This window comes from Tenacibaculum todarodis, from assembly GCF_001889045.1.
Classification (GTDB): domain Bacteria; phylum Bacteroidota; class Bacteroidia; order Flavobacteriales; family Flavobacteriaceae; genus Polaribacter; species Polaribacter todarodis.
Window position 1 is genome coordinate 774,491 of record NZ_CP018155.1, and the last position, 24,643, is coordinate 799,133.

At 30.6% G+C, this 24,643-nt stretch carries 26 protein-coding genes; 11 read left to right on the plus strand and 15 right to left on the minus strand.

Translation table 11 applies throughout. The features are described 5' to 3' along the window. Positions 1 to 230 precede the first annotated feature (230 nt). The 5 genes from LPB136_RS03545 to LPB136_RS03565 all read left to right on the plus strand — a co-directional run bounded on the left by LPB136_RS03545 (position 231) and on the right by LPB136_RS03565 (position 4,112). Positions 231 to 815 (plus strand): TetR/AcrR family transcriptional regulator, encoded by a 585-nt coding sequence (locus LPB136_RS03545; RefSeq protein ID WP_072554816.1) that lies wholly within the window; start codon positions 231 to 233, stop codon positions 813 to 815. Between the two features lies 1 nt (position 816). Beyond that, complete coding sequence (locus LPB136_RS03550; RefSeq protein WP_072554817.1) at positions 817 to 1,482, plus strand: NAD(P)H-binding protein; 666 nt, start codon at positions 817 to 819, stop codon at positions 1,480 to 1,482. Between the two features lie 8 nt (positions 1,483 to 1,490). Next, positions 1,491 to 2,123, plus strand: coding sequence for a nitroreductase family protein (locus tag LPB136_RS03555; protein ID WP_072554818.1), 633 nt, complete (start codon positions 1,491 to 1,493; stop codon positions 2,121 to 2,123). A 16-nt stretch (positions 2,124 to 2,139) separates the two neighbouring features. Next, positions 2,140 to 3,297 carry an iron-containing alcohol dehydrogenase gene (locus LPB136_RS03560; protein ID WP_072554819.1) on the plus strand — a complete coding sequence of 386 codons (1,158 nt, stop codon included), beginning with the start codon at positions 2,140 to 2,142 and terminating at the stop codon, positions 3,295 to 3,297. 137 nt (positions 3,298 to 3,434) lie between these two features. After that, the gene (locus LPB136_RS03565; protein ID WP_072554820.1) at positions 3,435 to 4,112 is read left to right on the plus strand and encodes a type 1 glutamine amidotransferase domain-containing protein; all 678 of its coding nucleotides are present in this window, start codon (positions 3,435 to 3,437) and stop codon (positions 4,110 to 4,112) included. Positions 4,113 to 4,183: 71 nt separating this feature from the next. Here the strand turns inward: LPB136_RS03565 and LPB136_RS03570 are convergent, their stop codons facing one another. The 7 genes from LPB136_RS03570 to nfsB form a co-directional block, all read right to left on the minus strand. Continuing rightward, positions 4,184 to 5,062: a nuclear transport factor 2 family protein gene (locus tag LPB136_RS03570; protein ID WP_072554821.1), complete on the minus strand. Its 879-nt coding sequence runs from the start codon at positions 5,060 to 5,062 to the stop codon at positions 4,184 to 4,186. A 95-nt stretch (positions 5,063 to 5,157) separates the two neighbouring features. Then, positions 5,158 to 6,036 carry a helix-turn-helix domain-containing protein gene (locus tag LPB136_RS03575; RefSeq protein ID WP_072554822.1) on the minus strand — a complete coding sequence of 293 codons (879 nt, stop codon included), beginning with the start codon at positions 6,034 to 6,036 and terminating at the stop codon, positions 5,158 to 5,160. A 22-nt stretch (positions 6,037 to 6,058) separates the two neighbouring features. Continuing rightward, positions 6,059 to 7,192, minus strand: a complete 1,134-nt coding sequence (locus LPB136_RS03580) for an MBL fold metallo-hydrolase (RefSeq protein ID WP_335743867.1) — start codon at positions 7,190 to 7,192, stop codon at positions 6,059 to 6,061. Between the two features lie 28 nt (positions 7,193 to 7,220). Further along, positions 7,221 to 9,101, minus strand: coding sequence for a monovalent cation:proton antiporter-2 (CPA2) family protein (locus LPB136_RS03585; RefSeq protein WP_072554824.1), 1,881 nt, complete (start codon positions 9,099 to 9,101; stop codon positions 7,221 to 7,223). A 6-nt stretch (positions 9,102 to 9,107) separates the two neighbouring features. Then, entirely contained in the window at positions 9,108 to 9,701 is a 594-nt protein-coding gene (locus LPB136_RS03590) for an NAD(P)H-dependent oxidoreductase (RefSeq protein WP_072554825.1), read from the minus strand. A 71-nt stretch (positions 9,702 to 9,772) separates the two neighbouring features. Then, a complete protein-coding gene (locus LPB136_RS03595; RefSeq protein WP_072554826.1) occupies positions 9,773 to 10,612 on the minus strand; it encodes a DUF4437 domain-containing protein in 840 nt (279 codons plus the stop codon). A 20-nt stretch (positions 10,613 to 10,632) separates the two neighbouring features. Further along, entirely contained in the window at positions 10,633 to 11,292 is a 660-nt protein-coding gene (gene nfsB / locus LPB136_RS03600) for an oxygen-insensitive NAD(P)H nitroreductase (protein ID WP_072554827.1), read from the minus strand. Positions 11,293 to 11,510: 218 nt separating this feature from the next. Between nfsB and LPB136_RS03605 the strand changes: the two genes are divergently transcribed. After that, positions 11,511 to 11,858 (plus strand): winged helix-turn-helix transcriptional regulator, encoded by a 348-nt coding sequence (locus LPB136_RS03605; protein WP_204218360.1) that lies wholly within the window; start codon positions 11,511 to 11,513, stop codon positions 11,856 to 11,858. 47 nt (positions 11,859 to 11,905) lie between these two features. Here LPB136_RS03605 and LPB136_RS03610 read toward each other — a convergent pair whose 3' ends face one another. Both LPB136_RS03610 and LPB136_RS03615 read right to left on the minus strand, forming a co-directional pair. Continuing rightward, positions 11,906 to 14,398, minus strand: a complete 2,493-nt coding sequence (locus LPB136_RS03610) for an ABC transporter permease (protein ID WP_072556895.1) — start codon at positions 14,396 to 14,398, stop codon at positions 11,906 to 11,908. Positions 14,399 to 14,442: 44 nt separating this feature from the next. Further along, a complete protein-coding gene (locus tag LPB136_RS03615) occupies positions 14,443 to 15,132 on the minus strand; it encodes an ABC transporter ATP-binding protein (RefSeq protein WP_072554828.1) in 690 nt (229 codons plus the stop codon). Between the two features lie 129 nt (positions 15,133 to 15,261). On the opposite strand from LPB136_RS03615, the gene LPB136_RS03620 reads away from it, so the two are divergent. After that, positions 15,262 to 15,996, plus strand: coding sequence for an arylesterase (locus tag LPB136_RS03620; RefSeq protein ID WP_072554829.1), 735 nt, complete (start codon positions 15,262 to 15,264; stop codon positions 15,994 to 15,996). Between the two features lie 66 nt (positions 15,997 to 16,062). On the opposite strand, the gene LPB136_RS03625 is transcribed toward LPB136_RS03620, so the two are convergent. From LPB136_RS03625 to LPB136_RS03645, 5 genes are read right to left on the minus strand one after another with little or no spacing between them, the layout of a single operon-like run. After that, positions 16,063 to 16,518, minus strand: coding sequence for a hypothetical protein (locus LPB136_RS03625; protein WP_072554830.1), 456 nt, complete (start codon positions 16,516 to 16,518; stop codon positions 16,063 to 16,065). 17 nt (positions 16,519 to 16,535) lie between these two features. Continuing rightward, positions 16,536 to 16,997 (minus strand): phage tail protein, encoded by a 462-nt coding sequence (locus LPB136_RS03630; protein WP_072554831.1) that lies wholly within the window; start codon positions 16,995 to 16,997, stop codon positions 16,536 to 16,538. A 3-nt stretch (positions 16,998 to 17,000) separates the two neighbouring features. Beyond that, a complete protein-coding gene (locus LPB136_RS03635; protein WP_072554832.1) occupies positions 17,001 to 17,456 on the minus strand; it encodes a phage tail protein in 456 nt (151 codons plus the stop codon). Between the two features lie 27 nt (positions 17,457 to 17,483). After that, the gene (locus LPB136_RS03640; RefSeq protein ID WP_072554833.1) at positions 17,484 to 18,971 is read right to left on the minus strand and encodes a phage tail sheath family protein; all 1,488 of its coding nucleotides are present in this window, start codon (positions 18,969 to 18,971) and stop codon (positions 17,484 to 17,486) included. A gap of 9 nt (positions 18,972 to 18,980) precedes the next feature. After that, on the minus strand, positions 18,981 to 19,832 hold the full coding sequence (locus tag LPB136_RS03645; protein WP_072554834.1) for a hypothetical protein: 852 nt from the start codon (positions 19,830 to 19,832) through the stop codon (positions 18,981 to 18,983). A gap of 189 nt (positions 19,833 to 20,021) precedes the next feature. Between LPB136_RS03645 and LPB136_RS03650 the strand changes: the two genes are divergently transcribed. The 4 genes from LPB136_RS03650 (at position 20,022) to LPB136_RS03665 (ending at position 23,230) form a co-directional block, all read left to right on the plus strand. Then, on the plus strand, positions 20,022 to 20,633 hold the full coding sequence (locus LPB136_RS03650; RefSeq protein WP_072554835.1) for a DEAD/DEAH box helicase: 612 nt from the start codon (positions 20,022 to 20,024) through the stop codon (positions 20,631 to 20,633). Between the two features lie 30 nt (positions 20,634 to 20,663). Further along, complete coding sequence (locus tag LPB136_RS03655; protein WP_072554836.1) at positions 20,664 to 21,305, plus strand: thiamine phosphate synthase; 642 nt, start codon at positions 20,664 to 20,666, stop codon at positions 21,303 to 21,305. 35 nt (positions 21,306 to 21,340) lie between these two features. Next, complete coding sequence (locus LPB136_RS03660) at positions 21,341 to 22,240, plus strand: EamA family transporter (protein WP_072554837.1); 900 nt, start codon at positions 21,341 to 21,343, stop codon at positions 22,238 to 22,240. Between the two features lie 72 nt (positions 22,241 to 22,312). Continuing rightward, the gene (locus LPB136_RS03665; protein WP_072554838.1) at positions 22,313 to 23,230 is read left to right on the plus strand and encodes a glutaminase; all 918 of its coding nucleotides are present in this window, start codon (positions 22,313 to 22,315) and stop codon (positions 23,228 to 23,230) included. 23 nt (positions 23,231 to 23,253) lie between these two features. On the opposite strand, the gene LPB136_RS03670 is transcribed toward LPB136_RS03665, so the two are convergent. After that, complete coding sequence (locus LPB136_RS03670; protein WP_072554839.1) at positions 23,254 to 24,594, minus strand: DEAD/DEAH box helicase; 1,341 nt, start codon at positions 24,592 to 24,594, stop codon at positions 23,254 to 23,256. Positions 24,595 to 24,643: the final 49 nt, after the last annotated feature.

The following is a 24,643-nucleotide window of genomic DNA, read 5'->3' on the forward strand; positions in this document are numbered from 1 at the left end:
GCTAGCCAAAAAACGTGCAACATTATTTCGACTTACTTTACAAGCATTAAAGATGGTACTTCTTTGTTGGTTAAATGTTTCATAATCTAACGATCTCTTTATAAATCAGATTATCGGAGCTAACTGCAACCCATCCAATAGCGCTATTTTCTTTAGATAATTTTAAATCTTTGTTAAAAAAAGAATGAACATTCATTTTTTATTATACCTTTGCATAAGAAATATAAAAAATGGCAAAACTTCAAAAAAGTATAGACAAACGTAATGCTTTAGTAAAAGCAACTATAGAACTGGTTAATAATAGCGGTTTTCACGCAACACCAATGAGTAAAATAGCAAAAATGGCTAACGTTTCTCCTGCTACTATTTATTTATATTTTGAAAACAAACAAGACCTTGTTAATAAAACTTACGTTGAAGTTAAAGCAAAATATACAAAATATGCTTTTGAAACATACAGAGAAGATATGTCTGTAGAAACTGGTTTCAAGTTAATTTGGAATCGTATTGCAGATTTTAAACTGAAAGAATGTGAAAACGCAATGTTTTTAGCACAATGTGACAACACACCAATGATTGATGAAGAAAGTAGAAATGAAGGAATAAAACACTTGCAACCCCTACTCGACCTTTGGGCTCGTGGAAAAAAAGAGGGGATTATAAAACCATTATCTGATTACATTTTATATGCTTATGCAATTAATCCATTATCATTTTTAATGATTTCTCAAAAACGTGGCGCATTTACTTTAGATAGAACACATATTGAAGAAGCCTATCAGTCTGCTTGGAGCAGTATAAAAAAATGTAAATAAAATGAAAAAAACAGCAATTATATTAGGCGCAACAGGGTTAACAGGCGGTTTATTATTAGACCAGTTAATTAACGATAATAACTACCAAAATATCAAATTGTTTTCGCGTTCAAAAATTGAAGATTTGCCTAGTAAAGTTACTCAGTTTATTGGAGATGTTTTACAATTGGAGCAATTTAAAACAGATTTTACTGCAGATCAAGTATTCTGTTGTATTGGTACAACCAAAGCCAAAACACCAGATAAGGAATTGTATAAGCAAATAGATTACGGTATTCCTGTAACAGCTGCAAAATTAGCCAAAGCAAATGGAATTGATACATTTTTAGTGATTTCTGCTTTAGGCGCTAATGCAAAAAGTAAAGTATTTTACAATAAAACAAAAGGTGAAATGGAACGAGATGTTTTAAAACAGCACATTAAAAATACTTTCATTTTTCAACCTTCTTTAATTGGTGGAAATCGTAAAGAAAATAGAATTTTAGAAGCTATTGGCTTGGCTATATTTAAGGTTATTCAACCTTTATTCTTTGGAAAATTAAAAGAATATAAAATTACCGATCCTTTAAAAATGGTAAAAGCCATGATAAACTTAGCAAATAGAAAGAATTATGCCGAAGTCATTATTACTTCAAACGAGATAAAAAGAATTACAAAAAATAATTAAAAGTAAATATGGAATTATTAGATAAATTAAACTGGAGATATGCTGCAAAAGCAATGAATGGAGAACAAGTTGCTGAAGATAAAATAGAACGAATTTTAGAAGCTGCTAGACTTTCTCCTACTTCAAGTGGATTACAGCCATTCGAAATTTTTGTAATTAAAAACCAGGAAATTAAGGAAAAAATTAAACCAATAGCTTGGAATCAATCCGTAATTACAGATTGTTCTCACTTGTTGGTTTTTGCTGCTTGGGATACATATACTGAAGATAGAATTAACTATATGTTTGATTTAACAAACAAAATTCGTGGATTTAAAAACGAAGGATGGGAAAATTACCGACAAATGTTATTAGGGATGTATCCTCAAAAAGATCCAGAAGAAAATTTTAATCACGCAGCCAAACAAGCTTATATAGCTTTCGCTAATGCTGTTACTGCTGCAGCTTATGAAGGTGTGGATGCAACTCCTTTAGAAGGTTTTGACCCAACTGCTGTAGATGAAATTTTAGGATTACGTGAAAAAGGTTTACGTAGTGCTGTTTTATTACCAATTGGTTATAGAGCTGAAGATAAAGATTGGTTAGTAAATCTTGTAAAGGTTAGAAGACCTATGGAAGAAATAGTAACTGTAATTGAATAATAAAAGATAAAATAATATGAATAATTTTGATTTTAAAAACCCAACCAAGATTATATTTGGTAAGGATACTATAAAACAAATAAAAAATGAAATTCCCACAGACGCTAAAGTATTATTACTTTATGGAGGCGGAAGTATTAAGAAAAATGGAATTTACGATCAAGTAAAAACTGCTTTAGCAGATGTTGATGTTACTGAGTTTGGGGGTATACCTGCAAACCCAGAATATGCAACATTAATGGATGCTTTAAAGGTTATTAAAGATGAAAATATTACTTATTTACTAGCTGTTGGTGGTGGATCTGTAATTGATGGAACCAAATTTTTATCTGCAGCTGCAGTTTTTGAAGGAGATACACCTTGGGATATTTTAACTAAAAATATCAGAACTGAAAAAGGAATGCCTTTTGGTACTGTGTTAACATTACCTGCAACAGGATCTGAAATGAATTCAGGTGCAGTAATTACACGTGAAGAAACTAAGGAAAAATTGGCAATGGGTGGACCTGGTTTATTTCCAGTGTTCTCTATTCTAGACCCACAAGTGATTACGTCTATTCCAGAACGTCAATTAGCAAACGGATTAACCGATGCATTTACACACGTTTTAGAACAATACATGACGTATCCAATAGGCGCTTTATTACAAGACCGTTTTGCAGAAAGCATACTACAAACACTAGTAGAAGTTGCTCCAACTGTATTAAAAGATCCAACAAATTACCAAGCAGCATCTAACTTTATGTGGAGTTGTACTATGGCATTAAACGGACTTATTCAAAAAGGAGTTCCTGGAGATTGGGCAATCCATATGATGGGGCATGAATTAACAGCTTTATTTGGAATAGATCACGCACGTACTTTAGCAGTAATTACACCAAGTCATTACAAATATAATTTCGAAGCTAAAAAAGAAAAATTAGCACAATATGGTGAGCGAATTTGGAATATAACTGAAGGTAATACAGACGATAAAGCCTATGCTGCAATAGAAAAAACTACTGCATTTTTCCATGAATTAGGTATTGACACAAAACTGTCTGACTACACTAAAGATTTCGAAGGAACAGCGGAAGAAATTGCTAAGCGTTTTAAAGCTAGAGGTTGGAAATTAGGTGAACGTCAAGCTTTAATGCCAGATGATGCAGAGAAAATTGTAAAAATGGCTTACTAAATTTATAAATGAAATTAATAAAAATAGTAGCGTTAACGCTAACTATCATTACAGCATAAAGTTGTAAAGACACAAAAAACGAAACATCTTCTGAAAGCGTTTCAGAGGTAAAAACGGAACTAAAAAAAGATAAAAACATGAACGTATTATTTGTATTAACATCTCACGATAAATTAGGAGATACAGGAAAGAAAACAGGATTTTGGGTTGAAGAATTTGCTAGCCCATATTATTCACTATTAGATAATGGTGCTAAAATTACTATTGCAACTCCAAAAGGAGGTGCTGCGCCAATAGATCCAAGTAGTGATTCACCAGATGCAGCAACAGAAGCTACAGAACGTTTTAACAAAGACGAAGAAACTAAAGTATTAATTGCAAATACACATAAGTTATCTGATATAAATGCAGACAATTTTGATGCTGTGTTTTATCCAGGAGGTCACGGACCATTATGGGATTTAGCAAACGATAAAACATCTATTGCTTTAATCGAAAAGTTTAATACTCAAGAGAAGCTTTTAGCATTTGTATGCCACGCTCCTGCCGCATTAAAGGATGTAAAAGGAACTGATGGACAACCATTAGTGAAAGGTAAAAAAGTAACAGGTTTCACAAATACTGAAGAAGATGCTGTTGGTTTAACAAGTGTGGTTCCATTTTTAGTGGAAGATATGTTAAGTAAAAATGGAGGAATCTACTCTAAAAAAGAAGATTGGGCTGCTTATGCTATACAAGATGGTAATTTAATTACTGGTCAAAATCCGGCATCATCTGAGTTAGTTGCAGAAAAATTATTGGGAAGTTTGAAATAAGCTTAAAATTAAATATAAAAAAAGGTTGTCCATTCGGGCAACCTTTTTTTGTTTTAACTTATTATAGTTTATTATTTAGGAAAGTTAAATTTTCCATTCGTATTTTTTCTATCTGCTTCTGGTGCAATAGTCTCAATAACATCCCAATGTTCTGCAATTTTACCATTTTCAACTCTAAATAAGTCGTAATAAGAAGTTGGTTGTCCTGCAAAAGTTCCTTCACTAATAGCTAAAACAAAATTACCTTGTCCTAATACCTTGTGCGTTTTAGTAAAAACCATAGAAATACCTTGTTTTGCCATTCCTTCTAAAGCTTGCCCTAAACCAGACAAACCATCTGCTATATTTGGATTGTGTTGTATGTAGTTATCACCATTAAAGTAGTCTTGTAACTTATCCATTTTGCCATTTATTAAAACATCTGAAATAAAGTTTGAAACTACCTTTTTATTTTCTTCTGTTTTATCTAAATCTGTAATAGAAGTCGTTCCATCAGTTTGTGTATGTCCGCTAGCATTAGCAGGCATAACATCTAATAAATTATCCCAATGCTCTACTATTAATCCGTTTTCGAGTCTAAAAACATCGAAACCTACTTTAGAACCAAAAAAATCATATTCGGTTTGTGTAAATACATAATCTTCGTCTTCAAAAGCTCTTACTGTATTTACTTTAAATCCGTCTTCTGGTGCAAGCGCTAACAAAGCTCCAAAACCTGCTAAACCATCTGCTACTGCAAGATTGTGTTGTTTATAATTTGTTGGGTTAATATAAGCTATTGCTTTTTGATCTCCTGTTTCAATACTTTTTAAAACTGCTAATGTTTTGTCTTGGTTTGATAGTACCATTTTTGTTGTTTTTTTTGTTTCCTTTTTAGTGATTTTTACTTTTTCTGATTTGCAAGCAGCAATTGTCATTATTAATACTATTGCTGTAATTGTTTGTTTCATAATTGTTCTTATTTATGATGACAAAATTACAGTAGAAGTATTCTTTACTAAAGGTTAAAAAAGTTTTAAAAATGGTAAATGTCGAACCTAAAAAGTCATATATAATCTTTTTTGAATTGATTAGGGGTAAATTCCGTATGCTTTTTAAAGTACTTTACAAAATTTGTTGGTTCCTCAAAACCTAGAGAATATGCGAGCTCTGTGCTTTTAATTTCTGAATTTACCAGTAATCGTTTAGCTTCTAAAACAATAAACTCATCTATAAATTGCTTTGCTGTTAAAGAAATAATGTCTTTACAGATTGTATTAAGATGTTTATAAGTAATGTTAAGTTTTTCAGCATAAAAATCAGCATTTCTACTTTTACTAAAATGAGTTTCTAATAGAGATTTAAAATCTAGAAATTTATTTAATTTATCTGATTGTTTTAAATGAAAGGTTTGATATTGTTTTAAGCGTTCTAATTTTGAAAAAATTATAGAATGTAAAGCACTATAGGTGTTCTCTTGGTTATAACCTTCATTTACATTTGAATATTCATCATAAAACAACTTAATGTATTTTTGAACATTAGAATCTTCTGGAACTTGTATAATAGGCGAAAATAAATGAGAATTAAAGAGTCTTGCTATTTCATTTTTTGGCAATAAATTAATCTGCTTTTTTAAGTATTTGTCTGTAAATAATAAAATATAACCTTTTAAACTTTCGGTAAACTGAAAAGCATTAATTTGACCTTTAGATAAATGTATAATTGTATTTTTTTTTACAGTATGCCAAACAAAATCTACCAATTGTTTACTCTCTCCTTCTGTATAAAAAACAATCATATTAAAAGCCACTTGGTGTGCTTTTTCGGGACTATGATCTATATCATCTTTACGTTTATAAAGACTTTCAATAGTAATTATTTCAATACCACTATTGTTTGGTTTTTCAGAATTAAAAAGGATACTAGGTATTTCATTTTTCATAGAAAATCATTAAGTTACAGAGCTATTTCCACCAATTATCTGAATCAATTTTATTTTCATTTAACAAAAAAGGCTCACCAATTTTAGGTGTAATTAAAGGTAGATTTAATTCATTGGCTTTTTTGGTGATACGTTCTATAGGATCTGTCCATGAGTGTAATGCTAATTTAAAAGCTCCCCAATGAATTGGCATTACTTTTTTTGCTCTTACATCTACACCAGCTTGAGCAGTTTCTTCTGGAAACATATGAATCTCTGGCCACATTTCATTGTATTGGCCACATTCCATCATTGCAAAATCGAAAGGTCCGTACTTCTCTCCTATTTCTTTAAAATGAGAACCATAACCACTATCTCCACTAAAGAAAATATTTTCAGATTTAGATTGAATTATCCAAGAACTCCAAAGCGTACTTTGTCCGTTGCTAAATTTTCTTCCAGAAAAATGTATTGCAGGTGTACAAACAAATTTTAAATCATAAAAAGTAGTTTCTTGCCACCAATCTAATTCTATAATTCTTTCTTTTTGAACTCCCCAAGCTTCTAAATGTACACCAACACCTAAAGGTGTATAGAAAGTATCTACTTTTTCTTTTAAAATAGAAATTGATTCATAGTCTAAATGATCATAATGGTCATGCGAAATGATAACAGCATCTATTTTAGGTAATTTTTGCACTTCAATTGGCAATTCTGTACTAAATCGTTTTCCGCCTAACATAGAATGTGGTGCAGGAACATTACTAAACATAGGATCTATTAAAATATTTTTCTGATTTATTTGAAGTAAAAAAGAAGAATGACCAAACCAAATAAATCTTGTTGAATCTGCATAATTAACAATGTTTAATGAATCTATTTTTTTAACTGAAAGATCATTTTTAGGTCTTCCGTTTTTTACATTGGTAAAAAAGAATTTTTTAGCCATGTTTAACGTTTCTGAAAAACTTTGGCTCATATTTACTGGCTTTGTATTTTCAAATTTTCCTTTGATAAATTGTGTAGATTTTGTGAATTCTGCTTGCCTTTCTTTAGAAACATCTCCACCAAAAGTTGGATAAAAACCAACAAATAAAAAATAAGCTGCTACTAGAACAACTATAAATATTATAATAGATATTAACATTCGTTTTATGTATTTAAAAAGTTTTTCCAATCTGTAATTTTTAATTTTAAAAAGTGTATTATTTTTTATTTAAAATTTTTCTAATCTGTTCACTATCCCAATGATGATCATAATCTACAACACCTCTTTTAAAATCTTCGTTTAAAAACTTCTCTTGTTGCGCAAGTTCTTGTCTTGCCTTAAAAATATAGTCTTCTTCTCGTTTTGGCTCAGAAGCTAATCGTCTTAAACTTTCTTCATCATACTTCTTAAAGTTCTGTACTTGTCTGTTTAATGTATATTTTCTGAACCCCATTTTACTTAAAACATCTTTAGCTAAAACTAAAGAAGTGTCTAATGATTCTCTATAAATATTTTCGTGCCCAAGATTTAATAATTCATAAGCATCGTACCTGTTTTTTGTACGAATCATTAATTCTACATGCGGATATTTTTCTTTCACAATTTTACTAATTGCTTTCGAAACCCCTATTTTATTGGTAGCACAAATAATAATTTTAGCTTCTGCAATGCCTGCAGATTCTAACAAGTCTAATCGTGTTGCATCTCCATAATAGACTTCGAAACCCATTTTTCGAAGAAAATCTACTCGATTAGAATCATGATCTAAAATGGTTGCTTCTACTCCATGAGATCGTAAAAAACGACCAATTGTACTTCCAAAATGACCAAAACCAACCAATATTATTTTTTGTGATTTCGCAATATGATCCATTGGTCTTTTTACAGATTCTTTTGTACCTATTTTAGGAAGAATAAAACGTTCATTTACAATACCAATTATTGGTGTTAAAGACATCGATAATGCAGTAATTACAAGCAGCATATCCATTTCATCTTGCGACAAAATGTTCAATCCAAAGGCAAATGATAGCAATACAAAAGCAAATTCCCCTATTTGCGCTAAACTAAAAGTTAACAATAGTTTTTGGTCTAATTTTAGCTTAAAAATAGCGCCTGTAATATATAAAACAAGGGCTTTTAGAACTATAATTGTAATTAAAACTCCACCAATTGTAAGCGGATTTTTAGCGATTACAATAAAGTTAATAGAAGCACCAACCGCCATAAAGAATAACCCTAATAATAAGTTTTTAAAGGGTTCTAAAGTACTTTCTAGCTCGTGTTTAAACTCACTATTAGATAATACAACTCCACCTAAAAACGCTCCTAAAGCAGGACTTATTCCTACATACTCCATTAAAAAGGAAATTCCAAAGACAATTAACAAAGCTGCGGCAATAAGTAATTCTCTAACGTCTGTTTTTGCAACTTTTCTTAACATTGGTACTATTAAATATTTACCAGCAACTATAATTAAAACAACAGATAATATAATTGCTAATGTTTGAAAACCCATTGGAAGACTTTCTAGTAAAGTAGCTTGATCTCCATGATTTTTTGATGTTGTAGCACTTTCTGAATTTGCTAATAACGGGATAAAACCTAACATAAAAATTACGATGATATCTTGAAACAATAAAATAGAAAATGACGATGTACCAAACGTAGTATCCATCAATCCTTTTTCTTTTATGGTTTGCATTGCAATTGCTGTTGACGATAATGCTACTGCCATTGAAATTACCAATGAAACTTTCCAGTCGAAACCTAAACCAATAAAAAGAAGATAAGAAAGTAACATAGTTCCTCCTACTTGTAAACCTCCCATTCCTAGAATGGTTTTTCTCATATTCCAGAAATTTTTTGGTTCTATTTCTAGTCCAATTAAAAACAGCATCATAACTACCCCAAATTCCGCAAAATGTAAAATGTCTTGTCCTTCTTCACCTATAAAACCTAAAACGTACGGACCAATTAAAACTCCTGCTAGTAAATATCCTATTACAGAGCTTAAGCCTAATCTTTTGGCAATTGAAACACATAAAATAGCGCCTGCTAAAAATACAATTGCTTCAAAAAGTATACTTCCTGTCATGCTTTATTAAAGTTTTAGTTGTGGAATATCATTTAAAAACGACTTATTTTCAAGATCATTAATATCTAATCCATCTTGTAATAAATCTATAAATTTTCCGTAGTTAATAGTGTAATCCTCTAATACTTCATCAGATAAATTATGAGTACCCATTACTGCAAATGGAGGAAAATATTCCATACCACACAAAATAGCAGTTTGCTCAAAAGGTCTTAAAAATTGTTTAATGGTAAAACTATTATACCCTTCAGAGCAGTAAACTTCTTTAGTACCGCCTGTTGTAATTGTATTTAAACAAATCTTGTTTTGTAAAGCGTTGCCTTTTGGTCCATAAGCCCAATTGAATTCTAACACCATATCAATCCACTGTTTCATTAAAGGCGGACAACTGTACCAATAAAAAGGATGATGCCAAATGATAACATCATGCTTATTAAGTAATTCTTTTTCGGCATTTACGTCAATATGAAAATCTGGATATTGCTCATACAAATCATGAAAAGTTACGTTTTCCTTGTATTTAATATGGTTAATCAATGATAGATTAACTCTCGATTTTTCGAATTTAGGATGCGAAAATAAAATTAGAATTTTTTTCATTTCACGAATTTAACCAAATTAGATGAAATAATTTTCACTAAAATATTTGCGCTTTAATTATCTTAAATTATCTATCTTAAAGTCAATTCAAACTTGCCATTACTTCTTATGTAAATAACTGTTTCTTTATCCGTAGAAATTATTGAAGTTGCATTTTCTTCAGCCCCAAAATAAGATGGAGCATTTAATTGGTTTACAACTCCTTTTTTAGAAAACTGTTGCATTAATCCTCCAGAAATAACTACAGCTCTAAAATTGGGGCTCAAATTTTTGATTTTCCCACTGAAACCTGCTGGTAATTTTAAAAGCGTTGCACGTAATTGATTTTTATTGTGGCTCCCCCATAAAAATGCGGTTTCTACATTACTTTTTGCAGCAACCCACTCTATATCATTAGCATTTAACCAAACTAAATTGGTTTTGTCTACGTTTACAGGTTTTTCACCATTATCAAAAGCTTCAGAAGTTGGCTGCACCAAGTATGGACCTTCTTGAATATCTAAAAAAGCCATGTTTTCTTGACTACCTGCTGCAGTTATATGTGCTTCACCTGCTGGTTGTTGCCAATAGGAACCTGCTGGTAGCCATTGTTTTTCAGCATTTTCATCATCGTTATGTAATAAACCTTTAATAACTACACCTCGATAAGTAATGTTATGAATATGTGCTGGCGAAGAAAATCCTTTCTTGAATTTCACTAAAAATCCTGCTGGCTCATTTTTAGTTCTATCTCCCCAAAGTTTTCCTGCGGCTGGACTTTTATCTCCTCGTAGCGGATTTAACCAACCCCATTCTACGTTGTCTGCAGTTACTACTTCATTTTTTGATTTTACAGCATCTGTTGTTGGTGTTTGTGCGTTTGTATAAATACAAAATAATATTGCTACGAAAGTGATTATACTTTTTTTCATGACTTAATGTTTATTGCAAATTATATTTGAGTGAAAATTTCACTTTCAGCTAATCTAGATTTTGGCGTTTTTTCTGTTGAATTAAAATCAGATTCCGCTCTATAGCCTAAAGATACGGCAACTAAAGAAGTGTATCCTTTTTCTCTTAAACCAAATTCTTCATCTAACGCTTTTACATCTATTCCTTCCATTGGTGTAGCATCAATCCCTAAACTTGCAACTCCTAATAAAAAGCTTCCAATATTAAGATATACTTGTTTTTCCATCCAATGTTGTAAATCTTTTAAATCGTATTTATGAATACCTGCAAAAGCCTTAACAGCTCCTAGGTATCCGTTTTTGATGTCTTCATTGGGAAACCTTCCATTTTTGTCTTCAGAATCGGCAATATGATTAAAATAGGTGTCATCAGCATCAGTTTTAACACAAAACAATACAACAGCTGAAGCGTTTGTTACTTTTGGTTCGTTAAAATGAAAAAAGCCTTGTGTTCCTTTTGCAATACGTGCTTTACCTTCTGTAGTTTCAGCAACTATAAAATGCCAAGGTTGTAAATTTACACTTGATGGACTCATTCTTAATAAATTTTTAACTTCGGCCATATCTGCATCAGATATTTTTTTAGTTGGGTTATATTCCTTTGTTGTGTATCTCCAGTTTAATACTTCTTTTAAATTCATTTTTATATGTTTTTAGTTATACTATCATTTTTATAGTGGCAAAAGTATATATAGTTAAATATTTACACAATAACGGTCAAAAAGGATAGTATAAAATAATTGCATAAATCTAAATTAAATAACTAACAATCAATCACATAACTTAATGTTAAATTTACTATAAAAAGTATAGTTGTATAAGTAAGTATAGTATTATATCTTTGTAATAAAATAACATAATGATACATAAATATAACGGAAAAGAGTACCCTTGTTGTGCAAGTTTAACAATGGGAATTATTGGCGGAAAATGGAAAACTGTAATTCTATTTCATTTAATTGGAAAAACTTTACGTTATAATGAATTAAGAAAGGAAATTCCTACAGTTACTGAACGTACCTTAAGTTTACAACTTAAAACTTTGGAGGAAGATGGTATTGTAAAAAGAAAGGTTTACACATCTAAACCACCTCTAAAAGTAGAATATTCTTTAACAGATTTAGGTAAAACTTTAATTCCAGTTGTACAATCTATTGCAGATTGGGGTGTTTTTGTAGTAGAAGAGCAAGGTGAAATTGCAGTTTAATTTTTCCCTTCTCTCCTACTTTCCTGTTTTATAAAAGAAACAATTCTCTAAACTTCTTTCCTCAAAACTTCTAAAGGCGGACTATTTAATACTGATTTTAAATTACTCAATCCAATAACAACCACTAAAATTGTAATTCCTGGTAGAAAGACCAAAAACGGAATTAATGATGGTACAAACGGTTCTTTAAACAACAAAGTTGCCAATAATTGACTTCCAACTAAAGACAATAAAATCCCAGTTAAACTTCCTAATAAACCTAAATACACATATTCTAAGGCTGTTATTTGTAAAATTTGTTTGCTTTTAGCTCCTAAAGTTCTTAGCAAAACACTTTCTTTTATGCGTTGATACTTGCTATTTCTAACAGAACCAATTAGCACAATAAAACCTGTTAGAATGCTGAAAAATGCCATGAAATTGATAATCCACGAAATTTTATCTAAAATGTCTTCTACAATAGTAAAGACTTGACGTAAATCTAAAATAGTAACATTGGGAAACTTCTTAACAACATCTCTTTGCAATTCTGCAGAACGTTCTTCATTGGGCGCATAGGTTGTCATCACGTTAAATTTAGGCGCTTTTTCTAAAACTCCAGTCGGAAATAAAATCATAAAGTTGACTTGCATACTGCTCCAATCTACTTTTCTAATACTTCCAATAGTGGTTTCCATTAATACTCCTTGAATATTAAATACAACTGCATCACCAATTTCTAATTGTGCATCTTTAGCAAGATTGTCTGCAATAGATACTAAAATTGGTTTTCCTTGTTCCGATTTTCCTGGAAAATCACCTTCTAACAACTCTTCTGTGGAAGACAATGTATTTCTGTAAGAAACCCTAAATTCACGATTTAGCATCCATTTAGGCATTTTTATAGTCGTGTCATTTCTAATTTCATTGACAGATTTTCCACGAATTTTTTCCATTCGCATAGTAACAATTGGTATGTTATCAATCACTTCTAAACCTTTGCTTTTAAAATTGTTTAAAAGTGCAGTTTCTTGATTGCTTTGCACATCCATTAAAATGATATTAGCGTCAGTTTTCTTATTCTCTAAAGAAGTTTTTGCCAATAAAATATCTTTGGTAAAATATAGCGTACTGATTAAAAAAGTACCCAAACCAATTGCTAAAACCAATACCATCGTTTGGTTGTTTGGTCTAAATAAATTCAATAAACTTTGTCGTTTTGTGTATCCCCAAGAACTCGGGAAAAACTTTTTAATCAGTTTGATAAATAAACTGGAAACACCAGCCATTATTGCAAAGGTTATAAAAATACCAATAGTAAAAATAATTCCGTTTACGGCACTTTTTAACATCCAAAAAGAGAATAAAAAGACAAACAACAAAATGGCTATTAAAACGAGAATTCTTGCTTTTTTAGGCTTTTGTAAATTGTCTTCAGAACCTCTTAAAACTTCTAAAGGCGAAACATACCAAGTGCCTAAAAGTGGTAATAATGCAAATAAAACGGACATTATTACACCTAAAACAATTCCCATTAGTATTGGTTGAAATGAGATTGAAATTGCTACATCAAAAGGTAAAAAGTCTTGTAAAATATACGGAAAAGCAAATTGTAAACTTGTACCAATTGCAGCACCAATAAGACCTCCAATAAGTCCAATTCCAATAATCTGAATCAAGTAAATTAAGAAAGATTGCCTTCTAGAAGCGCCTAAACACTTTAAAACAGCAACGTTTTTTAGTTTTTCTTTGATGTAAATATGCACAGAACTCGCAATTCCAATACAACCCAATAACAACGCAATAAATGCAACTAAATTTAAGAATCGGCTTACATTCTCATACCTTTTTCCTAAACGTTGGCTTGTACTTGTGTGTGTGTCTAAATCTGCTTCTTCATCATCTAAAATAGGATCTATTTTTTCTTCCAATAACTCTAAATCCATTTCTGGGGCTTTAAAGAAATATTGGTATTCACTCCTACTTCCTAATTGTAATAATTCTGTTTGTGCTAAAAAACGAAACGGAATTAAAACGCTTGGTGCAATTGAAGATGAAATTGCTGTGCTTCCCGGAATCGATTTTAAAGCACCAATGATAGGAAACGTAACTTTACCTAGTTTTATAGAATCTCCAGGGTTTAAATTATATTGTAATAACAAGGTTGCATCTACCAAAGCGCCACCTAATTGTTGGTAGTTTTCTCCAGCATTTTCTGGAACTGTGGTTAAACTTCCATAAAAAGGAAAATTACCTTCTAAAGCTCTTACTTTTACTAGTTTAGTAGCTTCATTTTTAGGAAAAGCAGCCATGGAAACAAAGTTTACTTCCGATGCAGTTGCGCCTAAAGAATCAATAATTTGTAATACTTTTTCTGAAGGTGCTTTTCTACTATCGATAATAAAATCGGCGCCCATTAAAGATTTGGACTGTAATTTTATATTATCTTTTAAATTCTCGCTAAACAATTGAATGGAAACTACCGCAGCAATTCCTAGAATTATAGACGCCATAAAAAGCATCAATCTAGAAATGCTTGCTTTTCCATCTCTCCAAGCCATTTTTAAAAGCCAGTTAAAATTTGCTTTTGTATTAAATTTGCTCATTAAATGTTGGCTGTTTTTTCGTTAGAAATGATCTTCCCTCCTTTTAATCGTAATATTTGTTGGGTTCTATTTGCCAAATCTAAATCGTGTGTAATAATTACCAAAGTTGTACCGGCTTCTTTATTCAATTCAAACAATAACTGAATTACCTTCTCGCCTGTTTCTTCGTCTAAGTTTCCTGTAGGTTCATCTGCAAATAAAATTGAAGGTTTGTTAGCAAACGCTCTTGCCAAAGCAACTCTTTGTTGCTCTCCTCCAGATAATTGTGACGGATAATGATGCAGACGATCTGCCAAACCTACTTTTGTAAGTAATTCAATTCCTGATTTAGCGGCATTTTTTTCACCTTGTAATTCTAACGGAACAATTACATTTTCTAAAGCTGTTAAGGTTGGTAACAATTGAAAATTCTGAAAAATAAAGCCAACTTCTTTGTTACGTAAACCAGCAAGTTCATCTTCATTTAAATCTTGCAAAGGTGCTCCACATAATTCAATAGCACCAGAAGTAGGATAATCTAAACCGGCACACAAGCCTAATAAGGTTGTTTTTCCACTTCCAGAAGGCCCAACAATAGAGAAAATACTTCCTTTTTCTACTTCAAAAGAAATGTTACTAATTACTGTTAATTTTTTAGAACCACTTGTATAAGTTTTCTCTAAATCATTAATCTTTAATATCTTTGACATTAATTTGTTTTTAATTGAAAAAATAATTCCTCTAGGCAATATTCCTTGAGGTTTCTGTTGAAATTATCATTCCCATAACTTGTGCTGAACTTGATTCAGTAAAACGGGAATCTAAATAAAAATATACTGATGCTGAAAAATAATCATTTAACGAAGAATAACCACAACTTAACAAGCACAATTTTCTTAAAGTTATGTTATTTTTCTTTCTTAATTGTATTGATTTCTTGTAAAACGGATGCTCCTAAAAAGGGAATTATTTCTGAGGAAGTAAACTCTAAAACAGCCACGGAAACTCCTGAAAAAAGTACTTCTAAAAAGATTGTTTTTTTTGGAGATAGTTTAACCGCAGGTTTAGGTTTAGACGATGTAAATGATGCTTTTCCAGGAATTATACAACACAATATAGATTCTTTACAGTTAGGTTATACGGTTATCAACTCTGGTATTAGTGGAGAAACTACAGCCGGCGGAAAAAATAGAATTGATTGGGTTTTAAATCAAGAACCAACCATTTTTATTTTAGAATTAGGTGCAAATGATGGTTTAAGAGGTGTTCCTTTAAAAGAAACAAAAACTAATTTACAAGCCATTATTACGGCTGTAAAAACAAAATATCCTGCAACAAAAATTGTGTTGGCAGGTATGCAAATACCTCCAAATATGGGACAAGAATATACTGCCGAATTTAAAAATATATTTCCTGTTTTGGTTGAGAAAAACGACTTGTATTTAATTCCTTTTTTACTAGAAAATGTGGGTGGAATTACTTCGTTAAACCAAGCCGATGGAATTCATCCTACAAAAGAAGGTCATAAAATATTAGCAAAAAATGTTTGGGAGGTTTTGGAATCTATGCTTTAGTAGATTATTTTATGACTTATAAAACCAGAAAATTATGTTTTACAATTGTTTTGGAATTAAAATCCATTAAAAATACCTACGAAGATTTTTATCATAAAAATTAGCTATAAAACCAGGTCTTGCGCCTTCTTTAATTTTTTGCAAACTAAATTGTATAAACTCTTCAGACCAATATTCCATAATTGGTATTGGTGTTTGGTTTTGGTCTTGACTAAACATGGCAGAATAGCCAATGCTCCATTTGTTTCCATGATTTAAACCATTACTATGTATTAATTCGTTTAGATCTATTACAGCTTTATCGGCTAGGTATTCTTTTTCAAGCGCCTTAAACGCTACTTCTTCAGTAATTTCACCTCTATTTTTTGCACCCACAATGGCGCACATTTTATTAGAAAAATCTTTTTTGTAATAAATATTGGCTTTCCAACCTCTTGGCCAATGAAACGTAGTAATATTATAAATTAGCATTAAGGCTCCTACTATTGCTACAATCCAAATAATAATTTTTAGAATAATCATAAGTACACGTTTTATATTTATAAAGTTCTTTCAAAATAAGCATAACTTAAGGTTAGTGTTTCAATGAGTAACGCATTGCTTGTATTACTTAGTGAAGCTATTTCCCAACTAATTGGATATGCACTAGTAAATTGCCAAGAACCCATATTTTCTCCTGCTGCATTTCTCAATGATATTTGGATTTCTTTTGGTTCAATTTTAGAAGTTAAACCAACATTTTCCAAAGTGTTTTTACACCAGTTTATTAAAACAGGACTTGCTATTAAACCACGTTTTAATACTAAATCTTTATATTTTGGAGGAGTTGGAACGCGGTGAATAAATCTATTTTGGCCTCCTTCTTTTATTTTTTCAGTTTTTAAAGTTACACTTAAACCTGTAATTTCTTGAAAACTAGATTCATTTCCGTTATCTCCACTGAACTTAAGTGTAAAATAAAACGCGTTGTTATTGCCAAGAACTGTAGCTGTTTCATTCATCTATTACGCATTTGTAATTTTTAAACCTTCGTGAGCTAATTCTATGGTTTCTATTGCAACTTCATTACCATCTACTTTAAGATCTGTAGCACTTATTTTAGTTGGCCATGCATTTGTAAGTGTCCATGTCATTGTTGGATTTCCGCCTTCGTCTAACAGTTTTATGGTTACTGTATCGCGTTTTACTACATTCATCTTTATGCTGGAATACCAATTAAAAAACTGATTATCTTTTACAAAGATTCCTTTCTTGAGCGTTACATTGCCGTATTTTGCCAATCCAGGCATTTTTTGATTCGAAAATATTTTAGAATCACCATGTCTGTATTCTATAATTTGTGCTTCTATATCTAATCCTGCAACTTCTTGAAATGATGCATCTGCCATTCCTCCACCTAAATCTACTGTAAAGTAAAATTTTGGTAATGGCCAATTTTTGTCTTGTGCTTCTCCTGCCATAATCTTTAGATTTTATAAAGTTTATAATTATGCTTCTTGTGTTTTTTGCTCAAACCTTACTAGAATAAATTCGGCAGGTCTTACAATTGCTAACATTACAGTAACCAACATTCTACCTTCTAATATATCTGTACTTGTCATGGTGTTACCTAAACCAATAATAACACTAAAAGCATCTTCTGGTTTTGTTCCTGCTAAAGCGCCGTTTCTCCACATTATAGTAAGGTAATTGTTAATCATACTTTTTACAGAATTCCATGTATTTAAATTATTGGGTTCAAAAGCATAGGCTTTTAAAGCTAGTTTAATGGATTGTTCTATCATAATTATTGTTCTACGAACATTAATATAACGCCAATCGTTACTATTTCCATCTAAAGTACGAGCTCCCCAAACTAAAATACCATTTCCAGGAAAGGCTCTAATTGCATTTATAGATTTACCATCAAATGAAACATTTAAATCTTGTTGCTCATCACTTGTAATATGTACTACTGGTTTAAGTACGCTTGAAACATTTACATTTGCGGGTGCATTCCAAACGCCTCTATCATTATCTACTCTTGTGTAAATACCTGCCATTGCAGCAGAAGGCGGCAACCTGTTTAATAGCAAATGCATACTATCAATAATTGTATTGTAAGTTGGGCTATTTATAATAAGACTTGCATGAAGGTTTGCATTGTTTTCTTGGCTAAAATCTTCTGATTCTAAATAGGTTGTAATAACTGTTTTTGCTGATGCTTCTGGTAATAAGTGCACTATTTCTGTTAATTGGAGGTTTATATTCTGAAATGTTATCGTTGTTTTTTGTACAACAATGGCTTGCAACCACGGATAATAAACAGCTCCATAACTAAGATTTTCTGTGCCTATTTTTTCTCTAAAGTTGGTTATAATATCAATTTCTGAATCTATTCTGTTTTTATAACCATTGTAAATATCTACAATTGTAAATCTACTTTGTATTTCTGCACATTGTTTTAAAACGCTTTTATAGAGTTTAAAACTATCATTTTCTAAATTTACAGCATCAGGAATTACAATTATAGTTGGTTCTGGTTGGTTACGTAAAGTTTTAAGTCCACCTTCAGTATGTGTGCCAAGTAATTCGTCAAGATCAATTTTAACATGATCTTTGTCTTGGTAAGTTCCTACGGAAACAATGTAGCATGCTCCGCCTCCATTTTCATAAAACAGTTTGATGCAAGGATTCATAAATGCTTTATTATTTTCCTTATAATCAATAACATAATCTTCACCATTTAAGCTGACAAGTGGTCTTGTTTCGTCTTCATTTGGTTTTAATATGTCGAATTTCGATTTAAAAGCATCTCCAAATAAGCTAATATAATCTCCATAAGAAGTAATTTTTATAGGTTTATTTATACCGTTTTCGGCCCTTTCTGTATAACCAATAAAAACTGGTATAGAAGTTAAAACTTGTGCCACAGAACTAGAAAAAGCAGGTACTTCTTCAATAAATACGCCCGGAGTTTTAAATGTTTTTCCCATATTATTACTTTAAATATATATATACATATGTGAGTAGTATGTAGTATTCGATGTATTAAATTTTAATTGTTTTGGGTTCGCAATTGGTAAACTGCTAATAATTATTCTTTCTGGACCTAAATTTGAATTATAATTTTCTATAAGTTGATACGTTTCTTCGGAATATTCCAATAAAGGGATTTTGTTGTTTGATTCAAAAACCAATGCTTTTTGACCATTTGCTAGAGTTTCTTGTATAGGTTCTTTAAAAACAACTCCTTTTCCTTTTTGAATAATGCTTACATCTTCTAATTTTAGAGTGGAATTATTAATGATAAAATACCTCCAAACAGTATGTTTAGTTTTAAAATTAACGGCATAATTAGCTACACTGTTTGCTATATAAGTTCGGAATAAATCTTGTACAAAGAACTCTAGAATACCCAATGGTTTATTATTTTGGTTAATTAAACCTTCCTTTCTTATTTCTTTTATTGTTTTTGTATCATTATTGTCAACAAAATCTTCTGAGTGCAACAAAAAAGTGTTTTTAGTTACATTAAATTTACTATCTGAATTACTGAAGTAGAGTATTTTATCTTCTGAGAAATAGTTTTTAATATCCGTATAACTTATATATTCTGAAGTATTATTTCTAAAACTTACTCTAAAAGAAATAGCTGAATTTTCTAATACTAATTCCCTTGGGTTTGTAGCAAATATTTGTAAATTTCCTTTATTAGGTTTAAAAAAGATTCCTAAATTTTTTGTTATTGTATTTGAATCTTCATCCAAATAAAACTCAACATGTTTAAATATTTTATCTTTAAAATACTCGTGATTGAAGTATATTGTAGCTATATGGAAGTAGTTTTGAGACATTAAAGTTATTGGCTAAACAATTAATGTATCAAATTACTATTAGTTTACAGATTATATATAAGGTTTTTAACTGTTTGTTTATAAGGACTTACACTGTATTTATAATTTAAATATTATGATTATAACTACCTCAATTTAGTTGTATCTTTGCGGTCATTTATTACGTTAGATAATCAGTTTTATTACACTATGCCTTTTAAAAAACTACATCCTACAATTCAAGAAAAGCTTGAGAACTTAGAAATAACTTCACCTACAGAAATACAGAAAAAAGGAATTCCTGTAATAAAAAGTGGTGCAAATGTTTATTGTACTGCTCCAAAAGATGGTGGAAAAACAACAGCATTAATACTTACAACCTTACAGAAGTTAAAGTTTGAACCTGTTGGAACTGCGCCAAGAACCATTGTTTTAGTAGAAAACAAAGAGAAAGCCTTAGAAATGTATGATGCTTTTGTAAAATACACTAGATATACAGATTTACGTGTGTATGTTGGTTACGAACAGTTACATATTGATACACAACGTTCTGAAATTTTTGAAGGTGTAGATGTGCTAATTTCTACACCAATTACATTAAATAAGTTGTTTTTATTGAATGGTGTAAATACGAGTCAGTTAAAGATGTTAAGTATTGATGATGCTGAGTTTTTAAAACAAAAGAAATCGTATACAGCTTTAATGTCCATCTCTCAAAGTATTGAAAAATGTCAGTTTGTTTTGTATTCAGAAAAAATAGATCCAACGTTAAAAAAGTTTGAGTCTTATTTTATGCAATACGCTAAAAAAGTTTCAATTTAGAAATTTTCATTTCTTTAACAACACTAGATCATGACAATACCTAAGCTACATTATATATCTCAAGGAAATTCACCTAAAGAACATTTAAAAAATATACAAACTGCCTGTTCTTCTGGAGCAGAATTGGTGCAATTGCGTTTAGAAAATATTTCAGAAAGTAAATATTTAAAAATAGCAACAGAGGCAAGAGAAATTACTGCTCATTTTCAAACTAGATTATTAATTAATAATCATTTTAAAATAGCAAAAAAGATAAAAGCAGATGGTGTTCATTTAGAAAAAACGGACTTCTGCCCTACTACAGCTATAGAAAACTTATATACTTGGCAAATTATTGGAGCAACTGCAAACACTTTGGAAGACTGTGAAACATTGCTTAGTAAAAAAGTAGACTATATTAGTTTAGAGGCTTTTAAAAATACAAATACAGAAAACAAAAAAAGTGCTGTTTTAGGATTGAATGGTTATACAGCTATTATTGAAGCTTTAAAAACAGAAACACCAATTATTGGTTTTGGAGGTATTACCACAAAAGATATTTCAGCTATTTTAAAAACTGGTATTTCTGGAGTCGCAGTTTCTGATGCTATTACAAGTGATTTTAATAGCATAAAAACATTTAATCAATTATTAAGCGCTTCTTCAACTGAAGAATTACGTCATACTTTTTAAGAAATAACATCTAACAAACTTTTTTAGGGAACATTATGTGGATGTATTTAGGCTTATTAGCCGCACTTTTTTTAGGATTACACAGTTTATGTAAAAAACACGCTGTACAAGGTAATGAGGTTTTCCCTGTACTTTTAGGTACTGTTTCTAGCGGATTTTTGTTTGTAGCTAGTTTTTATCTATTTTCTGTTTTCTATCCAGATTATGCGCAAGAAAACGGTTATGATTTTCAACAAATACCTTGGAAAACGCATGGTTTTATTTTTATAAAGTCTGCTATAATGGCGGCTTCATGGGTTTTAGCCTATCAAGCTTTAAAACATTTACCAATAACTATTGTAACGCCCATTAGAAGTGCTGGACCTTTTTTTACGTTTATTGGCGCTATTGTAATTTATAAAGAAAGTCCAAATTTGTATCAATGGATTGGTTTTTTCTTAATTATCTTTTCGGTTATTTTATATTCTAGAATTGGTAAAAAGGAAGGTATTAATTTTAAGAGAAATAAATGGATTTTCGCCATAATTGGAGCTACATTTTTAGGCGCTTCAAGTGGTTTGTATGATAAATTTTTAATTCAGAATTTAAGCTTAAATCCACAAACATTACAATTCTGGTTTTGTTTGTATACCATACTCATTTTACTGATTATCTTAAGTATTACTTGGTTTCCGTATGCGGAAAAACGGAAAGCATTTAAGTTTCGTTGGTCTATAATTGCCGTTGGTGTTTTATTACAAGCCGCAGATTATTTTTATTTTAAAGCATTACAAGATCCGGAAGCCTTAATTATGTTATTGTCTGCCATAAAAAGAAGTCAATTAATAATAGCTGTAGTTATTGGCGGTTTGGTTTTTAAAGAGAAAAACAAACGTAAAAAACTAATACCTTTAGCTGGTATTTTAATTGGTGTTTTTTTGATTTTGTACTCATAGTTTTTTAAAATTTATATAAAAAACTTCATAAAGAAAAAACTACCTTACCCTTTTAAAATTTATAGTATCTAAATGGAATCTAATTATAAAAACATAATAAAAAACGCCTATAAATCTGCTTCTTTAATTAAAGATGAAGGAAAAATAGCTACTTACATACCAGAATTAGCAAATGTAAATCCAGAAATGTTTGGTGTTCATATCACTAAAACAGATGGTACTAATTATGGAGAAGGAAATAATTTAGAGAAATTTTCTATACAAAGTATAGTTAAAGTGCTGTCATTATCTTTAGCATATAAAATCTTAGGAGAACAACTTTGGGAACGCGTGGATGTAGAACCTTCAGGAGCTAAATTCGATTCACTTTTATTATTAGAAACCAATAAAGGAATACCAAGAAATCCATTTATAAATGCAGGAGCCATCGTTATTTGTGATGTTTTAATTTCTAATTTAGGTGATGCAAAAGTAGAATTTTTAGCCTACGTTAGGGAATTAAGTGGTTTACCAACACTAACGTATTCTGATAAAATTGCCGATTCAGAAAAAGCAACAGGATACAGAAATGTAGCGTTGTGTAATTTTATTAAATCTTTTGGAAACATTAAAAACGAACCTTCAGAAGTACTTGATTTTTATTTTGATATGTGCTCACTAGAAATGTCTTGTAAGGAATTATCTTATACTTTCACTTTTTTAGCCAATAAAGGAAAAACATTAGAAGGGAAAAAAATATTAAAGAAAAGTAAGTGTAAGAGAATTAATGCTTTAATGCTAACCTGTGGTTTTTATGATGAATCAGGAGAATTTGCCTTTAAAGTAGGATTACCAGGAAAAAGTGGTGTTGGTGGTGGTATTGTAGCATTATATCCTAATAACTTTGCCATTGCAGTTTGGAGTCCTAAATTGAATCCGCATGGAAATTCTTATAAAGGAATGCATCTTTTAGAAGAAGTTACCACACATTCAGAATTGAGTATTTTTTAAAAAAGTAATTTAATTTTCATAACTTATTTCTTTTTCTTCTTTTTTGAAACATCAGAAGTTGTGCTTATTGTTTTTGTACTTGCTATATAATTTGCCAATATTTTATCTACTAATTCTTCTTTAGTTAAATGATGAAAAATAGTTTTTATTTGCGCTTTAAAATCCTCAGAAACATTTCTATTTGGTTTGGTTTTAAATATTTTTTTAGCCCACAACAGTCCATTATTTTCTTCAATACTTTGTGCGTCTGCTTTTTGGTAATTTTTAAAGGTAATACCTAAATCCTTTTCAAAATGGGCAATATTTTCTTCTTCCTCTTCTTGTATTATTGTTAAAGACAATCCTTTTGCTCCTGCTCTAGCTGTTCTTCCACTTCTATGCACATAAGCATCAAAAGTATCGGGTAAATGATAATTTACTACATAAGAAACTTCTTTTACATCAATACCACGAGCAGCTAAATCTGTAGCTACTAAAATATCTACATGGCCTTCTCTAAATTGCCCCATTAATCTATCACGAATTCCTTGTGTTAAACTTCCATGAATGGCACCTGAAGAAAACTTGTTAATCGCTAATTTTTTAGCCAATTTGTTTACAGCAGCTTTCGTTTTACAGAAAATGATTCCTCTTTGACCTTCTTTAGAATTTAAAAAATGAAGTAAAACTTCTAATTTTTCTATAGGTTCTACAACTACATATTGATGCGCTATTCCTTGATGACCAATAGTTTCCATACTAGCTTCAATAGTAATTACATCTTTTGCCATGTAATTATTTACCATTTGTCTAATTGCTCCTGGCATTGTTGCTGTAAATAGTAAGGTTCTTCTGTTTTTTGGAACTTCTTTAATAATACTGTCTAAACCTTCTTTTAAAGCACTAACCATTTCATCTGCTTCATCTAAAATAAAGTAAGATATGTTTTTAATATTAATTGCTTCACGTTTAACTAAATCTGCCAAGCGTCCTGGAGTTGCTACTATAATATGTGTGGTCTTTTTTAGGCTTTCTATTTGAGGTTTTATAGGAATACCACCAAACAAACCAACTATAGATACATTTAAAGCTTCTGAATTAAATGATTCTAAATTATTTTGAATCTGTTGCGCTAACTCTCTTGTTGGTGCTAAAATTATAGCTTGAATATTGGAGTTTTCTATGTCTATTAATTGTAATAACGGTAAACCAAAAGCAGCTGTTTTACCAGTTCCAGTTTTTGCTAATGCTACAATATCTTCTTTTTGATTTAAAACAACAGGAATTACTTTTTCTTGAATTTCCGTTGGAACAGAAATTTTTAAAGCAGCTAAACTTTCTTGTAATTGAGCATTAATTCCTAAATCTGAAAACTGTTTTGACATAAAATATTTTTATGCAAAGGTAACTACACTTTTTGAAGCGGTTGTTACT

Bases quoted from the DNA above. Each gene is read 5' to 3' on its own strand.
- LPB136_RS03560 (WP_072554819.1), top strand. From the start codon at position 2,140: ATGAATAATTTTGATTTTAAAAACCCAACCAAGATTATATTTGGTAAG.
- LPB136_RS03640 (WP_072554833.1), bottom strand. From the start codon at position 18,971: ATGGGAAAAACATTTAAAACTCCGGGCGTATTTATTGAAGAAGTACCT.
- LPB136_RS03595 (WP_072554826.1), bottom strand. From the start codon at position 10,612: ATGAAAAAAAGTATAATCACTTTCGTAGCAATATTATTTTGTATTTAT.
- LPB136_RS03670 (WP_072554839.1), bottom strand. From the start codon at position 24,594: ATGTCAAAACAGTTTTCAGATTTAGGAATTAATGCTCAATTACAAGAA.
- LPB136_RS03645 (WP_072554834.1), bottom strand. From the start codon at position 19,832: ATGTCTCAAAACTACTTCCATATAGCTACAATATACTTCAATCACGAG.
- LPB136_RS03570 (WP_072554821.1), bottom strand. From the start codon at position 5,062: ATGAAACAAACAATTACAGCAATAGTATTAATAATGACAATTGCTGCT.
- LPB136_RS03665 (WP_072554838.1), top strand. From the start codon at position 22,313: ATGGAATCTAATTATAAAAACATAATAAAAAACGCCTATAAATCTGCT.
- LPB136_RS03610 (WP_072556895.1), bottom strand. From the start codon at position 14,398: ATGGCTTGGAGAGATGGAAAAGCAAGCATTTCTAGATTGATGCTTTTT.
- nfsB (WP_072554827.1), bottom strand. From the start codon at position 11,292: ATGAATTTAAAAGAAGTATTAAACTGGAGATACACAACAAAGGAATAT.
- LPB136_RS03565 (WP_072554820.1), top strand. From the start codon at position 3,435: ATGAACGTATTATTTGTATTAACATCTCACGATAAATTAGGAGATACA.
- LPB136_RS03625 (WP_072554830.1), bottom strand. From the start codon at position 16,518: ATGATTATTCTAAAAATTATTATTTGGATTGTAGCAATAGTAGGAGCC.
- LPB136_RS03660 (WP_072554837.1), top strand. From the start codon at position 21,341: ATGTGGATGTATTTAGGCTTATTAGCCGCACTTTTTTTAGGATTACAC.
- LPB136_RS03550 (WP_072554817.1), top strand. From the start codon at position 817: ATGAAAAAAACAGCAATTATATTAGGCGCAACAGGGTTAACAGGCGGT.
- LPB136_RS03630 (WP_072554831.1), bottom strand. From the start codon at position 16,997: ATGAATGAAACAGCTACAGTTCTTGGCAATAACAACGCGTTTTATTTT.
- LPB136_RS03620 (WP_072554829.1), top strand. From the start codon at position 15,262: ATGCTGAAAAATAATCATTTAACGAAGAATAACCACAACTTAACAAGC.
- LPB136_RS03585 (WP_072554824.1), bottom strand. From the start codon at position 9,101: ATGACAGGAAGTATACTTTTTGAAGCAATTGTATTTTTAGCAGGCGCT.
- LPB136_RS03635 (WP_072554832.1), bottom strand. From the start codon at position 17,456: ATGGCAGGAGAAGCACAAGACAAAAATTGGCCATTACCAAAATTTTAC.
- LPB136_RS03555 (WP_072554818.1), top strand. From the start codon at position 1,491: ATGGAATTATTAGATAAATTAAACTGGAGATATGCTGCAAAAGCAATG.
- LPB136_RS03615 (WP_072554828.1), bottom strand. From the start codon at position 15,132: ATGTCAAAGATATTAAAGATTAATGATTTAGAGAAAACTTATACAAGT.
- LPB136_RS03650 (WP_072554835.1), top strand. From the start codon at position 20,022: ATGCCTTTTAAAAAACTACATCCTACAATTCAAGAAAAGCTTGAGAAC.
- LPB136_RS03655 (WP_072554836.1), top strand. From the start codon at position 20,664: ATGACAATACCTAAGCTACATTATATATCTCAAGGAAATTCACCTAAA.
- LPB136_RS03575 (WP_072554822.1), bottom strand. From the start codon at position 6,036: ATGAAAAATGAAATACCTAGTATCCTTTTTAATTCTGAAAAACCAAAC.
- LPB136_RS03545 (WP_072554816.1), top strand. From the start codon at position 231: ATGGCAAAACTTCAAAAAAGTATAGACAAACGTAATGCTTTAGTAAAA.
- LPB136_RS03590 (WP_072554825.1), bottom strand. From the start codon at position 9,701: ATGAAAAAAATTCTAATTTTATTTTCGCATCCTAAATTCGAAAAATCG.
- LPB136_RS03605 (WP_204218360.1), top strand. From the start codon at position 11,511: ATGATACATAAATATAACGGAAAAGAGTACCCTTGTTGTGCAAGTTTA.